General features: G+C 40.7%; 14 protein-coding genes and 1 pseudogene. 10 read left to right on the plus strand and 5 right to left on the minus strand.

Translation table 11 applies throughout. The features are described from left to right. On the minus strand, window positions 1–393 hold a 393-nt coding region (gene tnpA / locus C4E06_RS21065; RefSeq protein WP_107670389.1), incomplete at its 3' end, for an IS200/IS605 family transposase. 31 nt (window positions 394–424) lie between these two features. Between tnpA and C4E06_RS21070 the strand changes: the two genes are divergently transcribed. After that, window positions 425–1690 carry an RNA-guided endonuclease TnpB family protein gene (locus C4E06_RS21070; RefSeq protein ID WP_107666572.1) on the plus strand — a complete coding sequence of 422 codons (1266 nt, stop codon included), beginning with the start codon at window positions 425–427 and terminating at the stop codon, window positions 1688–1690. 9 nt (window positions 1691–1699) lie between these two features. Here the strand turns inward: C4E06_RS21070 and C4E06_RS21075 are convergent, their stop codons facing one another. Next, window positions 1700–2224 (minus strand): chemotaxis protein CheB, encoded by a 525-nt coding sequence (locus C4E06_RS21075; RefSeq protein ID WP_107670390.1) that lies wholly within the window; start codon window positions 2222–2224, stop codon window positions 1700–1702. Between the two features lie 118 nt (window positions 2225–2342). After that, a complete protein-coding gene (locus C4E06_RS28315; RefSeq protein ID WP_198648912.1) occupies window positions 2343–2519 on the minus strand; it encodes a hypothetical protein in 177 nt (58 codons plus the stop codon). Window positions 2520–2709: 190 nt separating this feature from the next. Here C4E06_RS28315 and psb34 point away from each other — a divergent pair, with 190 nt between their 5' ends. The 4 genes from psb34 to C4E06_RS21095 all read left to right on the plus strand — a co-directional run bounded on the left by psb34 (window position 2710) and on the right by C4E06_RS21095 (window position 6460). After that, entirely contained in the window at window positions 2710–3036 is a 327-nt protein-coding gene (gene psb34 / locus C4E06_RS21080) for a photosystem II assembly protein Psb34 (RefSeq protein WP_107670391.1), read from the plus strand. Window positions 3037–3096: 60 nt separating this feature from the next. After that, window positions 3097–3414 (plus strand): hypothetical protein, encoded by a 318-nt coding sequence (locus C4E06_RS21085; RefSeq protein WP_107670392.1) that lies wholly within the window; start codon window positions 3097–3099, stop codon window positions 3412–3414. 112 nt (window positions 3415–3526) lie between these two features. Then, window positions 3527–3844 (plus strand): hypothetical protein, encoded by a 318-nt coding sequence (locus tag C4E06_RS21090; RefSeq protein WP_107670393.1) that lies wholly within the window; start codon window positions 3527–3529, stop codon window positions 3842–3844. 159 nt (window positions 3845–4003) lie between these two features. After that, complete coding sequence (locus C4E06_RS21095) at window positions 4004–6460, plus strand: endonuclease MutS2 (protein WP_107670394.1); 2457 nt, start codon at window positions 4004–4006, stop codon at window positions 6458–6460. Window positions 6461–6636: 176 nt separating this feature from the next. Here C4E06_RS21095 and C4E06_RS21100 read toward each other — a convergent pair whose 3' ends face one another. Continuing rightward, window positions 6637–8142, minus strand: a complete 1506-nt coding sequence (locus tag C4E06_RS21100) for an NADH-quinone oxidoreductase subunit M (protein ID WP_107670395.1) — start codon at window positions 8140–8142, stop codon at window positions 6637–6639. Between the two features lie 64 nt (window positions 8143–8206). Then, window positions 8207–10102, minus strand: coding sequence for an NAD(P)H-quinone oxidoreductase subunit F (locus tag C4E06_RS21105; RefSeq protein ID WP_107670396.1), 1896 nt, complete (start codon window positions 10100–10102; stop codon window positions 8207–8209). Between the two features lie 197 nt (window positions 10103–10299). On the opposite strand from C4E06_RS21105, the gene C4E06_RS21110 reads away from it, so the two are divergent. The 5 genes and pseudogenes from C4E06_RS21110 to C4E06_RS21130 form a co-directional block, all read left to right on the plus strand. Further along, window positions 10300–11994 (plus strand): NAD(P)H-quinone oxidoreductase subunit 4, encoded by a 1695-nt coding sequence (locus C4E06_RS21110; RefSeq protein WP_107670397.1) that lies wholly within the window; start codon window positions 10300–10302, stop codon window positions 11992–11994. A gap of 834 nt (window positions 11995–12828) precedes the next feature. Then, window positions 12829–13140 (plus strand): carbon dioxide-concentrating mechanism protein CcmK, encoded by a 312-nt coding sequence (locus tag C4E06_RS21115; RefSeq protein WP_008275343.1) that lies wholly within the window; start codon window positions 12829–12831, stop codon window positions 13138–13140. A 64-nt stretch (window positions 13141–13204) separates the two neighbouring features. Continuing rightward, entirely contained in the window at window positions 13205–13540 is a 336-nt protein-coding gene (locus C4E06_RS21120; RefSeq protein ID WP_008275342.1) for a carbon dioxide-concentrating mechanism protein CcmK, read from the plus strand. A 23-nt stretch (window positions 13541–13563) separates the two neighbouring features. After that, window positions 13564–13863, plus strand: a complete 300-nt coding sequence (locus tag C4E06_RS21125; protein WP_107670398.1) for a EutN/CcmL family microcompartment protein — start codon at window positions 13564–13566, stop codon at window positions 13861–13863. 70 nt (window positions 13864–13933) lie between these two features. Further along, window positions 13934–14295: pseudogene (locus C4E06_RS21130) on the plus strand (carbon dioxide concentrating mechanism protein CcmM); the annotation flags it as partial.

The raw sequence follows: 14295 nt of genomic DNA on the forward strand, positions 1-14295 counted from the left end.
TTCAACATATTGTTTAAGTTGTTCAATCGTTACACCACCGCAAGTAGCAATAAAATAAGAACCAGTCCAGAACACAGGTTTTTGTCCATAAAATTGAGTTAAATGATCTGAAAAATCTTTTCTGATTAAACGAGAAGAAACAGTTTTTAAATTAGCAATAAATTTACTAAGTTGAACTTTAGGATTAAACTCAACAAGTAGATGAACATGGTCTGTTTCACCATTAAATTCTACTAATCGACAATCCCATTTACTGCAAGTATCTGTGAAAATTCGTTGCAGACGAGATAGGATGTCAGGGGTAATGACTTTTCTCCGATATTTAGTCACTAAGACAATATGTACGGCAAGTAAGTAAACTGACCTATTTTCTTTACTATAACTATTGTTCATTAACAACGATAAGTGCTACAATAATAGTATTATGATACTGACATTTGAGTACCGAATCAAGCCTAATCAAAAGCAAGCAGAGTGTATAAACCAGTGGTTAGAACTTTTACGTCGTCACTGGAACTATGCGCTAGGTCAGCGTTTGGACTGGTTAAGACGGACTCGATGTGCCATTGATAGATGCAGTTTAATTAGTGAAACCATAGGAGAAATACCAGAAAAAGTTAATTATTACACTCAACAATCAGATTTAAAACAGACAAAAACTCTCTTTCCTGACTACAAAAATATCTACTGCGAAGTTCAACAGATGAATCTTCAAAGATTAGAAAAAGCCTGGAAAAGATGGTTAGTTCCAGATAAAAAAGGTAAAAGAGGAGGGCGACCTAGATTTAAAAAAGCTGGTCAATTAAGGTCTTTTAGTTTTTCGAGAGTTAATCATCCCAAAGCTGTTATCAAGTTTCAAAATAATTGTCTTTGGACAAAAAAATGGGGAGCTATACCAGTTGTAATCCATCGTCCGATTCCTGAAAGTTTTATTCTTAAAACAGCTACAATCGTTAAAAAAGCAGATGGATACTATGTCTGTATTACAGCAGAAGATGAGACGATTCCGAATGTTATTCCCATAGATAATATCAAATCAGCAGTTGGAATTGATGTAGGATTAAAAGAGTTTTTGACTACCAGTCAAGGAAAAACAGTTGCTGTTAAAAAGATTTATCGCAATCGACAAAAGCATTTAGCTCGTCAACAACGTAAATTAGCCAGAAAAAATAAAGGGTCAAAAAACTATGAGAAACAACAAAAAAGAATAGCTTTAACTCATCAAAAAATTGCTAGATATCGAAAAGACTGGCACTACAAAACAGCACATTGGTTGGTCAATAATTATGATTTTATTGCTTGTGAAGACTTAAACATCAAAGGGTTAGCTAAAACTAAATTGGCTAAGAGTATTTTAGATGTCGCTTGGGGAAATTTCTTAACAAAATTAGAAGCAGTGGCGGTAAAACGCGGCGTTTGGTTTGTCAAAGTTAGTCCTCATGGAACGACAGTAAATTGCTCAAGCTGTGGTCATAAAGTTCCGAAAACACTATCAGTTAGATTACATGAATGTCCGAAATGTAATTTGACAATGGATAGGGATGAAAACGCCGCAGTTAATATTATAAAAAAGGCATTGCAAATACATGGGGTGGGTCTCATCCCGTCTGCCTGTGGAGGCTTAGTCAGTGGACAGCCTGTGAAGCAGGAAACTTCTGGAACTGAGTATATGCAGTTATCTCTGTTTTAGAAGCCCCCGTTATACCGCCCAAGCGGTTAACGGAGGGAGAACGTCACATTCAGCCGTGGTACGCTCTTGGGCAAAGACAATGCCCCCCTCAGCGTGAATGGCTTTAACGCCAATGGCTCCGTCATTATTACTGCCGGAGAGGACAATGGCGATCGCTTTATTTTTTTGATCTGTTGCTAAGGACTCAAAAAATAGATCAATAGTCTTGATGCTTCGATGGCTTTGATCACAGACTGCTAATTGTAGCCGTCCCTCGGCGATAGTCATCTTAGCATTGGGGGGAACCACATAAACATGATTGGCCTCCACCCTCATGCCATTTTCGGCGGTTTTAACCGGCATTTGGGTGGTGCGGGCTAATAATTCCCTGAGAAGGCTTTCTTGTTCGGGAGCAAGATGCTGCACCAGCACAAACCCCATCCCTGTATCGGTGGGTAAGTGACTGAGTAATTCTGAAAAGGCATCTAAACCACCGGCCGAAGCCCCAATACCAACAATCAGGGATATTTCATCTTGAGAATTTTGAGGAGACATGAGGGGCTAACTAGATTATCTTTACCATCTCTTTCAAGATGCGGAGGAGGACAGAATCTAGAATTGAGAACATAATAAGTTCCCTAATTCTTAATTCTTTATTCCCCTCATTTCCATTTTATCCTGCTTTTTCTGTGGTTAGACTTTCTTTTACAGGTAAACTGTGAATAAACTGTCTAATGACTTCGGTTTTTGTCTTTCCATCTGCCATACAATACGCCTCTAAACGTAATAAGTCCCTCTCAGGAAGGCGAATGGTTAACACTTTGTCAGACTTTGGTTTTGTTCTAGCCATATTTACTTTGTACTAATATTGTCCTTTACTTGTCTTAACAAGATCCTAACATCATCTTCTTATTTATCACACGGTGAATGTACTTATTCTTTATTTTGTTAGTACAAAAACTTGACAAAGTATAAATATTGTCCTATGATAATAATAACAGGTAAAAAACCTAGGATTTGTAAATTTAGGAGCATAAACTATGGCCAATAACCCAGAAATTGACACAAAAACCCTTAATAACGACATTAGTGATGGTAGTGAATTGATTCCGGCTGACGTTGCGGCCAGAAGAGAAAGAGAAGGAACTCAAGAAGAAAAAAGAAAAGAAATTCAACAACAAGATGATATTTCTACCGAAGGGTATACCGTTGACCAAGAAGGATTAATTAATAATTATCCTGTAACCCCTCCTATGACGGCAGCAACTTATCCCACTCCTAGAGAACAATATGCCTATATTATTCTGGGTGGTTTAGCGGCAACTTTTGTTATTAGTTTAATTTGTATTGCTTTTAGTGTGAGTTAATTATTTACCTATTCAAAAATCATAAACTTTTGTCAAACCAAGAAAGGAGAATATAAAGATATGTCTACTCAAATGTCAACCAACAAACAAAACTTAAGTAAACAAGCCTACGAAGAAAAAGTAAAAGCCCAACTTGAGAAATTAAATGCTCAAATTGATGAGTTAAAAGCAAAAGCTAAACAATCTAAAGCTGAAACTGAAATCAAATATCACAGTCAAATTGAGGAATTAACTACAAAAAGAGATGCAGCTTTCAAGAAACTAGAGGAACTGCAAGAAGCCGGAGAAGATGCCTGGAAAGATATCCAAGCTGGCTTTGAATTAGCATGGAAAGACTTACAAGCATCCTTTGAAAACGCTACTAAGAAATTTCAGTAAGGTTTAGGACTCCTAAAAAATTGCCGTAATAGAAGTAATCGCTTTAATCTCCATTAACCCTTTACTTCTATTAGCTAAAAACATTAACGACACATAAAGAGGATAAAAATATATGGCGACTGAACTACCCACAAACCAACAAAATTTAAGTAAACAAGCGTACGAAGAAAAGGTAAAAGCTCAATTAGAAAAATTAAACGCTCAAATTGACGAGATAAAGGCAAAAGCTAAACAAGCTAAAGCTGAAACTGAAATCGAATATCACAGTCAAGTTGAGGAATTAACCGTAAAAAGAGATGCAGCCTTTAATAAGTTAGAAGAACTGCAACAAGCAGGAGAAGACGCTTGGAAAGATATTCAAACCGGATTTGAATTAGCGTGGAAAGACTTGGAAATGGCTTTTGAAGATGCTATGAAAAAGTTTCAATAAGTCTATCCTAAGCTAGATTATAATCTTTAACATTGCAGATAATACCCATCAATAGGGTATTATCTCTACTTATATATGTTGACGAATCTCTCTGAATTCAATTACTATAATAAACAGAATTAGCTCATAGAATTTATGGGTTTTTGAGTTTAATAGAAAGTGATTTACAAAGAAACTTTAAATTTATTAGAATGGCCTCGTCTTTGCCAGCAGTTAGCCACCTTTGCATCCACAAAAATGGGTGCAACCGCAGCCCGTAACCTACCGATTCCCACAAGTTTAGAAGAAAGTCAAGAGCTTCTAGAGCAAACCAAAGAAATTTACCGCCTAGAACAAAATTTAGAAATAAAATGGACATTTGAAGGGATAACCGATGTGGGAGACTCCCTAACAAGAGCAACCCTCAAAGGGATTTTATCAGGACAAGAACTGCTTAATATTGCGACAACTTTAGCAGGAATGCGACGGCTACGACGAATTATAGAAGATTATGAAGAACTCCCCACACTAACAGAATTAATCGCCGACATTCGCACCTATCCCGACTTAGAAAAAACCATCCATCATTGCATAGACGAAGCCGGAAAAGTGGCCGATCGCGCCAGTCCTAAATTGGGAGAAATTCGTCAGAATCTCAAAGAAAATAGAGAGAGAATTTATCAAAAACTGCAAAATATCATGCAGCAAAAAGGAGGAGCGATTCAAGAAACGGTGATCACCCAAAGGGGCGATCGCTTTGTTCTTCCCGTCAAAGCAGGGCAAAAAGAGCAAATTCCAGGGATTATTCACGATACCTCTGGGACTGGGGGAACCTTTTACATTGAGCCTAACTCCGTCGTACAAATGGGGAATAAACGCCGTCAATATTTACGACAAGAAGAAAGAGAAGAAGAAGCGATCTTACGCCAGTTAACCGAACAAGTGGCAGAAGTGGCCGAAGATTTAGAATATTTACTAGCGATCGCCACCATTTTAGACTTAGCTACAGCGAGATCCCGTTATAGTTTCTGGTTAGGAGGAAACGCCCCCAGATTTATCGAAAACAAAGAAACCATTACCCTCAGACAGTTGCATCATCCTTTATTAGTGTGGCAAGAAAGACACGAACAAGGATCACCCGTGGTTCCTATCAATGTACAAATTAACCCAGATATTCGAGTTATTGCCATCACCGGTCCCAACACCGGGGGAAAAACCGTTACCCTCAAAACCGTCGGGTTAGTTGCTTTGATGGCCAAAGTCGGGTTATTTGTCCCGGCCAAAGAACCAGTAGAATTACCGTGGTTTGAGCAAATTTTAGCAGATATTGGGGATGAACAGTCGATTGAACAGAATTTATCGACTTTTTCCGGTCATATTCGCCGCATTGTTCGTATTTTAGAAGCGTTAGAGCAGGGACAAAGGAGCAGGGAACAGGGAGCAGGGAGCAGGGAGCAGGGAGCAGTTTTATCTGAAACACCCCACACCCCACACCCATCTCTAATACTCCTAGATGAAGTGGGAGCCGGAACTGATCCAGCCGAAGGTAGTGCCTTAGCCATCGCCTTATTGCACCATTTAGCGGATCAGGCCAGGTTAACCATTGCCACAACTCATTACGGAGAATTAAAAGCCCTCAAATACGAAGATTCGCGGTTTGAGAACGCTTCAGTAGAATTTGATGATCGAACCCTCTCCCCCACTTATCGCCTGTTGTGGGGCATTCCAGGGCGGTCTAATGCCCTCAGTATTGCTCAACGTCTGGGTTTAGACGGGGAAATTGTCGAAGAGGCAAAAACTCGCATTGGGGGACTCTCTCAAGATGTTAACGATGTCATCGCCGGGTTAGAAGCGCAACGCAGACAACAGGAAGAAAAGGCACAAGAGGCACAAAAATTATTGCAAGAAACGGAGAAATTTTATACCGAAGTTACAGAAAAAGCCACGGCCCTGCAACAAAGAGAACAAGACTTAAAACGGTATCAAGAACTAGAAGTGCAAAAAGCGATCGCCGAAGCTAAAGAAGAGATCGCCCAAGTTATTCGTAATTTACAAAAAGGCAAAAAAAGCAGCCAAAAAGCTCAACAAGCAACGGAAGCTATTTCTAATATTGGTCAACGTCAGTTGCCGAAAAAAGCCAAAGCAACGGTTAGTTATCAGCCCAAAGTTGGGGAAAAAATTCGCCTCTCTAACTTAGGACAAACTGCTGAGGTGTTAGACGTTGCGCCTGAAGATGAAGAGGTTATGGTACGGTTTGGACTGATGAAAATGACCATTTCTTTTAATGAAATTGAATCATTGGATGGTCAAAAGGTCGAAACCAAGGCCAAACAAAAAAAACAAGCCGTTACCCCCCCACCTTCACCCCCTAAACCCAAAGACGTGCCAACCATTCGCACCTCTAAAAATACCATTGATATTCGGGGCAGTCGTGTCGCAGAAGCAGAGGCCGACTTAGAAAATGCGATCGCTCAGGCCACTGAGTCAGGGATATTATGGATTATTCACGGTAAAGGGACGGGTAAGTTACGTCAAGGGGTTCATGAATTTTTGAAGCGTCATCCTCAAATTGCTCGCTTTGAGTTAGCTGAACAAAAAGAGGGAGGTTCTGGGGTTACATTGGCTTATTTCAAATAATCTCAGTCGCTCAAAAACTGACTGGTAAAGGCGGCAAGGGAGCAGAGAAAGAGTTTTTCAGTTTTCTCCCCCGCCCCTGCTCCCTACTCCCCTGCAGTCTCAACGGACGATTTAGGCTTAACCGAGCAGTATTGCCTACTCCCCTGCAACGCCAAGATTAAAATGTTTGCGAGGGACTACTCAAACACCATGGCCTGTTTCCGGTTGCCCGTTGCTTCGAGTTGAGATTGTCCCGTTAACAATAAACCGGCTTGGGGTTCATTCCAACGCACCATCCAACCGGGTTGAATGCCCAAAACAACGATTAAAAGGGCTAAAACCAACGCAGGCACACGCTCAGCCCACAAGACCTTTGGTATTTGGGCTAATTCTGGGGTTAGGCGACCAAAGAAAACCTTGTTAACCATCAATAAGAAATAAACCGCCGTTAAGCCACTTCCTACTAAACAAAGTAACGTTTGTACAGGAAAGATCGGAAAACTCCCTCGAAAGACTAAAAATTCAGCAATAAAACCCACCATTCCAGGAATACCAGCACTCGCCATGACACCTAAAATGATTAAACTGCCTGTAATGGGTAAACCACGCTGAGGGTTCAATAAACCCCGTAAAAAGTCCACATCTCGGCTACCGGTTTTGTTGTAAACCACCCCAACCAATAAGAATAACAGGGCAGAAATTAAACCATGACTGACCATTTGAAACGTTGCTGCAGTAATACTTAAACGGGTACTCGCAGCAGCCGCGAGTAAAATGTAAGCCATGTGAGCAATAGAAGAGTAAGCCACCACCTTCTTCATATCCTTTTGGACAATCGCACAAGAAGCCCCATATAAGGCACTAATAGCAGCTAACGTAGCCAACCAAGGGGCGATATAAACCCAAGCATCCAAAAATAAACCCACACCGAAGCGCAACAGTCCATAGGTTCCTAATTTTAACAAAACGCCCGCTAATAACACAGAAACAGGGGTAGACGCTTCCACGTGAGCATCCGGTAACCAAGTATGGAAGGGAAAAATCGGGATTTTAATGGCTAACCCGATGAGTAACGGGGCGAGTAATAATAATTGAGTTGATAGGGGTAGGGTATGGGAGCGTAACGGCTCATAGTCAAACGTAGATGCCCCTGAAAACCACACTAAACCCAAAAATGACGCTAAAACCAAAAATCCTGAAATAGCGGTGTATAACAAGAATTTCATGGCAGCATAACCTCGTCTACTCCCCCCCCAAATAGCAATGAGGAAATAAAGCGGGATAATTTCTAATTCGTAGAAAAGGAAAAATAAGAGAATATCTTGTGCTAGAAATGCCCCTGATACCCCAGTATTTAATACTAAAATAAGGGCGTAATAAAACCGCGATCGCTCAATGGTTTTATCACTAGCATAAATAGCAATTAATGTTAGTAAACTATTAATAAATATGAGAGGAAAAGATAAGCCGTCAACCCCGACATGATAGTTTAAACCGATATCTTTAATCCAAGGAATAAACTCCGTTAACTGAATATTCGGGTTATCTATATCAAATTGCAACCCAATCACTAGGGTTAAAACTAATAAAATACTACTAAAAACAAGAGCCAAAGATCGATGAAATCCATCCTTTTGTTGACTGGGTAAACTAGCTATGATAATGGCTCCTATGAGGGGTATCACAATTAAAGCACTGAGCATGATTAATAATTATTCTCCTAGATCATAAAATCGTTAACTAACAGACATGAACAATTTATTTAATTTACCTTAAAAAAGTAGCCCAAAACTCACCAATAACTGACCATTGACCACTTAATATTAACCACAGTAATAAGCTGACACCAATTAAAATTGTCAGTATATAAAACTGGGATTGACCTGATACATTGTACTTCAACGCATTACCACTAAAAATCGTAAACAAACTCACTAAATTAACTACTCCATCAACCACATAGCGATCCAACCAAGCCGTTATTTTAGAAATATTTGCCACCAGTGCCACTACAGTAAATTCATAAATTTTATCTAAGTAAAAATCGTAAGCAAATAAATCTTGAAAGAAGCGTAAATAAAGATTAGCTAACCGTTCCCACGACCGACGAATGGGACGAAAAACCCCCACTAAACAACCTAATAAACCCGAGACAATGAACAATGGAATTGCCCATTGAACCGTTAAAGAATCATTATTGGCCACAGGCGTAATTTGAGATAACCACAACGGCCAACGAATGGGGGCTAAAGGGGCAATTAAGGTAAAAATAGTTAATGTTACCATCGGAAACGCCATCGGCCAGGGAACTTCCGGCGCTCGCCTTGTTTTCTTCTGAGGGGTTCCCAAGAAAACAGACCGAAAAATACGGGTTAAATTAAAGGCACATAGGGCATTCACAAACACTAAAATCCCTAATAACCAGAACGACACATTCCAAGAGCCATCAAACCATTTTGCCCAGGTCCAAAACATCCCCATGGGTAGTAAGGCTACCATTCCAGCAGAGCCAACCACAAACGCTGTGGTAGTAGCGGGCATTCTTGACCATAATCCTCCCATTTCTGTGATGTTTTGGTCACTGGTGGTTAAAATTGCTGAACCGGCACTCATAAATAATAACGCTTTAGCGATCGCATGGCTAAACACCAACAAAAAAGCAATATCTACATGGCCCAACCCCACCGCAATAAACACTAACCCTAAATAAGCACTGGTAGAATGACACAAGGCCCGTTTAATATCAATTTGGGCCATTGCTATCAAAGATGCACCAATGGCCGTTACTGTCCCCAAAACAATCAACACATCAGAGGCAATAGGGGACAAGGTAAACACCGGTTGCAGTTTAATTAATACATAAGCTCCGGCCGAGACAACAATAGAGTTTCGCATAATTCCCGCCGGGTTGGGTCCTTCCATGGCCTCATCTAACCACAAATTTAAAGGAAATTGAGCGCATTTACCCGTCGGCCCGGCAATCAGAGATAACCCCAATAATGTAGCGGTTAAAGGGGGAACTGGGTCAGTTAAGGCCCAATTTTCTAACTCTGAAAAGGTTAACCCTTCTCCATAACTCGATAGAGCCACTAACCCCATTAATAAAATAATATCCCCCACCCGTTTGGTTAAAAATGCGTCTCTGGCGGCTGTGACTACCAAGGGTTGAGCATACCAAAACCCCACTAACAAATAAGTCGACAGGGTTAAAATTTCTAGGAGTCCATAACTGAGCAGTAACGAGTCACTAAGGGCAATTCCTCCTAACGCTGCCTCAAATACCCCCATTAACCCAAAAAAGCGAGCTAAAGACCAATCTTTCTCCATATAGCCTAAAGCATAGATTTGGGCTAAAAGACTAATCCCTGTGATTAATTCTAGGGCCCCTAAACTGACAGGGGATAACTCTACCGATAGGAATAAATCTAAATCGGCCACACTGAGCCATTTAAACACTAATTGTTCAGTTTTTCCTTGCCAAATTAGACTAAACGCGATGGACCCATGAACAAAAGATAAGAAGGTCATTAATAGGTTTAAATAAGCAGCCGGCCGAGGACCAGTCCGCTTAATAATCCCTAAAGACCAGGGTAACGTTAAGAATGCACCCACTAACCCGTAAAACGGAATTAACCAACTACTCTGTAATAAAAAATCGTTCATCTTTTATCATTAATTACATTCAATTTTCAATTTATCTTGATGCTTCTTACCCAACTTTATATTTATTTGTGAATCGTACCATTTTTACCCGACCCTGTTAACTACATCCTGGCACAATATTAAAAAATAATAAACTAATCTTGACATAATCTAATATAATGCTCTTATCTTAGCCTTAGTATTTTTGATAATAATTGATGATATTAACTTCATTTCCTTGGTTAACTGCGATCATCCTCCTGCCTTTAATGGCTTCTCTCGTGATCCCTGTACTCCCGGTGAAAGACGGTAAACAAGTACGGTGGTATGCCATGGGAGTGGCGATCGCTGATTTTGTCTTGATGTGTTACGTTTTCACCCAACATTATGATACGAGTAACTCGAATTTCCAGTTAGTGGAAAGCTATCAATGGTTACCCACCTTAGGACTGAGTTGGACAGTCTCAGTAGACGGCATTTCTATGCCTCTGGTCCTTTTAGCTGGACTGGTAACCACTCTGGCCATGTTTTCTGCTTGGCAACTAGACCATAAACCCCGTCTATTTTACACCCTGATGCTGATGTTATACGCAGCCCAAATCGGGGTTTTCGTGGCTCAAGATGTCCTCTTACTGTTCATCATGTGGGAATTAGAATTGGTTCCTGTGTATCTCCTCATCTCCATTTGGGGGGGACAGAAACGACAGTACGCAGCCATGAAGTTTTTGTTATATACAGCAGCTGCGTCCATCTTCATCTTAGTGGCAGCCTTAGCCATGGCATTGTACGGAGGCGATAACCTCACCTTCGACTTAGTGGAACTGGGATTAAAAGATTATCCCTTGGGACTCGAATTATTGCTTTATGCAGGATTATTAATCGCCTTTGGTGTAAAATTAGCTATTTTTCCCCTTCATACTTGGTTACCTGACGCTCACGGAGAAGCGTCAGCCCCTGTGTCCATGATTTTAGCGGGGGTACTTTTAAAAATGGGAGGCTACGGCTTAATTCGCCTTAATATGGGACTCTTATCCGATGCTCATGTTTATTTTGCTCCCATTTTAGCCACATTAGGGGTGGTGAATATTGTCTACGGGGCTTTGACTTCCTTTGGACAAACCAATATGAAACGCCGTTTAGCCTATTCTTCTGTGTCTCATATGGGCTTTGTTTTGTTGGGAATTGCTTCGTTTACCGACTTAGGGATGAGTGGGGCAATGTTGCAAATGCTCTCTCATGGTTTAATTGCTGCTTTACTCTTCTTCTTAGCTGGTGTGACTTATGATCGCACCCACACCCTCGCATTAAACGATATGGGGGATATTGGGGAAAAAATGCCCAAAGTATTCGCTTTATTTACCGCCGGCGCGATGGCTTCCTTAGCTCTTCCTGGAATGAGTGGCTTTGCCAGCGAAATCTCCGTTTTTCTCGGTGTCAGTAATAGCGACATCTATAGTTCTAATTTTCGCACCGTTACCGTCTTTTTATCGGCCGTAGGGGTGATTCTTACCCCCATTTACTTGTTGTCCATGCTACGACAATTATTTTATGGCACGGACAAAATTCCTGTCTGTGTTGTCGGGGATACGGTACGACAAAAAGATTATCAAGATAACCAGGAAACCATGTGTTTCGGAACCAACTGTGTGCTACCTGAAAACGCTGACTATAGTGATGGTAAACCAAGAGAAGTCTTTATTGCGCTCTCTTTTCTGGTGTTGATTATTGCTATTGGGATTTATCCTAAGTTAGCGACACAATTATATGATGTGAAGACTGTAGCCTTAAATACCCAAGTCCGTCAATCTTACACCCAAATTGCCGAGAAAACTCCTCAAATTTATGCAAAAGGATTGCTTTCTCCTGAAGTTAGAACTTCTGAGAAATCCTCTGTTTTAGCAACTATCAAATAAGGGAATGATTCTAGATGGCTCTAGCCTTAATTATCAAAAAAAATAGATCACCCTATTTTTTGAATCCGGATAATTAGGTTAGTTGAGAATCAAAAGGAGGTTGTTTTATCAACCTCTTTTAATGTCTTAAATAATTTTTTAATTAGATTGAGACCATCCCCTTAAAAAAGTGGGTAGCGGTTAGTAAATGATAAAAAATACCGAGTAACGCTTTGAAAGAGAAATGATTATTAACGATCAATGATTAATAATTAATTATTAAACTCTGATGACTCAAAGAAGTGAGAAAATAGGCCAAATTACTGAGCCAAAAAGTTAGACCAGAGAAACCAGGTCATCCCTGATAATCCCCAAACCTAAAACCAGAGACAAAACCCTTTAATTCTCTCTCATCGGTCATTTGAGAATTTTTAGCCCTCATGATGAAGAAATTATAAAACAGCGCGATCCCTCAAAGCAAGACTCAGTCAGGGATAGAACAATATTCTCCCTAGATTTGAGCTTAACTATTAACTTTGATTAACCATCAGATTAGAAAATATCATGACGGTTTATATTGTCAAAGGGGCCAAGGTTCTCTATTGTTTATATAGAAGGTTGATAAGTTAGCTACCCCCGTGCCAATTTTTCGCCTGGTCTGTTAACACTAGAAGAATCAAGTTTCACGCTAGATTAGATCATCAAAGTCATTAGGTAAATATATCTATTAGCTTCATGATTATCCAGTCTGAGCAAAATTTTTCTCAAAGTGAAACCCATAGGGTCAACGAAAAATTACTGGTAGCTTCTCATTAATTAAATTTAGTTTTGGCTTTAAAGCGAGGATAATTAACAATGCCAATTGCCGTTGGAATGATCGAAACAAAAGGCTTTCCTGCTGTCGTAGAAGCAGCGGATGCTATGGTAAAAGCAGCCCGTGTGACCTTAGTGGGTTACGAAAAAATCGGGAGTGGTCGTGTTACGGTCATTGTGCGGGGTGATGTTTCAGAAGTGCAAGCGTCAGTCTCTGCGGGTATCGATGCCGCTAACCGAGTCAATGGAGGAGAAGTTCTCTCGACTCACATTATCGCCCGTCCCCACGAAAACCTCGAATACGTTCTACCCATTCGCTACACCGAGGAAGTAGAACAGTTTAGAGCTTATTAGCCGTCTTTTTTTTAGCAAAACGGTTAATTAAACAAACACTCATTCGTTATAGGAGAAAAAACTCATGTCAATTGCTGTTGGAATGGTAGAAACCCTCGGTTTTCCCGCCGTTGTCGAAGCTGCTGATGCTATGGTAAAAGCAGCCCGTGTGACCTTAGTGGGTTACGAAAAAATCGGAAGTGGTCGCGTGACCGTGATTGTTCGGGGTGACGTTTCAGAAGTTCAAGCCTCTGTTTCTGCTGGTATTGACAACGCAGGCCGGGTAAATGGTGGACAAGTGTTATCGACCCACATCATTGCTAGACCTCACGAAAACCTCGAATATGTCTTACCCATTCGTTACACCGAAGCAGTAGAACAATTCCGTGAAAGTGTCAATCCTGTGCCTATTAGACGCTAAATAAACAGTAATTCGCCAATATAATGCAAATTGCCAAAGTTCGAGGTACTGTTGTCAGTACCTACAAAACCCGCAGTTTAACTGGAACAAAGTTCTTATTAGTTCAGTTTATGGACGCTGAAGGACAACCTCTTCCTAAGTACGAGGTAGCCGGTGATTTAGTCGGTGCAGGGATTAACGAGTGGGTATTGGTATCAAGAGGCAGTGCTGCTCGCATCGATGATGGTATGGAACGCCGTCCCCTAGATGCCTTAGTGGTGGGAATTATTGATACGGTTACGGTTGAAAATAATCGATTGTATAGCAAAAAAGACGAACAATGAAGGGTTTAACTTCATTGACAGTCTGCTAATAACTGATACTAAATTATTAAAGAGGAGGACGAAAATTGTCATGGTAGTCCGCAAAAGGGCGGCACCCCCGACACCTTGGTCGCAAACCCTCGCAGAACCCAAAATTGATGATAGTGCCTTCGTGCATTCTTTTTCTAACTTGATCGGGGATGTTCAAGTCGAGGCCAATGTTTTAATTGCCCCAGGAACATCTATACGAGCCGATGAAGGAACCCCATTTTATATTGGTGAAGGAACCAATATTCAAGATGGGGTAGTCATTCATGGACTAGAAAAAGGGCGGGTTGTGGGAGATGACGGCCGAGAATATTCCGTTTGGATCGGTAAAGAAGCCTGTATCACTCATATGGCCCTGATCCATGGACCGGCTTATATCGGGGATGACTGTTTTATCGGGTTTCG

This window comes from Cyanothece sp. BG0011 (assembly GCF_003013815.1).
Taxonomy (GTDB): domain Bacteria; phylum Cyanobacteriota; class Cyanobacteriia; order Cyanobacteriales; family Microcystaceae; genus Crocosphaera.

Bases quoted from the DNA above. Each gene is read 5' to 3' on its own strand.
- C4E06_RS21070 (WP_107666572.1), top strand. From the start codon at position 425: ATGATACTGACATTTGAGTACCGAATCAAGCCTAATCAAAAGCAAGCA.
- C4E06_RS21075 (WP_107670390.1), bottom strand. From the start codon at position 2,224: ATGTCTCCTCAAAATTCTCAAGATGAAATATCCCTGATTGTTGGTATT.
- C4E06_RS28315 (WP_198648912.1), bottom strand. From the start codon at position 2,519: ATGGCTAGAACAAAACCAAAGTCTGACAAAGTGTTAACCATTCGCCTT.
- psb34 (WP_107670391.1), top strand. From the start codon at position 2,710: ATGGCCAATAACCCAGAAATTGACACAAAAACCCTTAATAACGACATT.
- C4E06_RS21085 (WP_107670392.1), top strand. From the start codon at position 3,097: ATGTCTACTCAAATGTCAACCAACAAACAAAACTTAAGTAAACAAGCC.
- C4E06_RS21090 (WP_107670393.1), top strand. From the start codon at position 3,527: ATGGCGACTGAACTACCCACAAACCAACAAAATTTAAGTAAACAAGCG.
- C4E06_RS21100 (WP_107670395.1), bottom strand. From the start codon at position 8,142: ATGCTCAGTGCTTTAATTGTGATACCCCTCATAGGAGCCATTATCATA.
- C4E06_RS21105 (WP_107670396.1), bottom strand. From the start codon at position 10,102: ATGAACGATTTTTTATTACAGAGTAGTTGGTTAATTCCGTTTTACGGG.
- C4E06_RS21110 (WP_107670397.1), top strand. From the start codon at position 10,300: ATGATATTAACTTCATTTCCTTGGTTAACTGCGATCATCCTCCTGCCT.
- C4E06_RS21115 (WP_008275343.1), top strand. From the start codon at position 12,829: ATGCCAATTGCCGTTGGAATGATCGAAACAAAAGGCTTTCCTGCTGTC.
- C4E06_RS21120 (WP_008275342.1), top strand. From the start codon at position 13,205: ATGTCAATTGCTGTTGGAATGGTAGAAACCCTCGGTTTTCCCGCCGTT.
- C4E06_RS21125 (WP_107670398.1), top strand. From the start codon at position 13,564: ATGCAAATTGCCAAAGTTCGAGGTACTGTTGTCAGTACCTACAAAACC.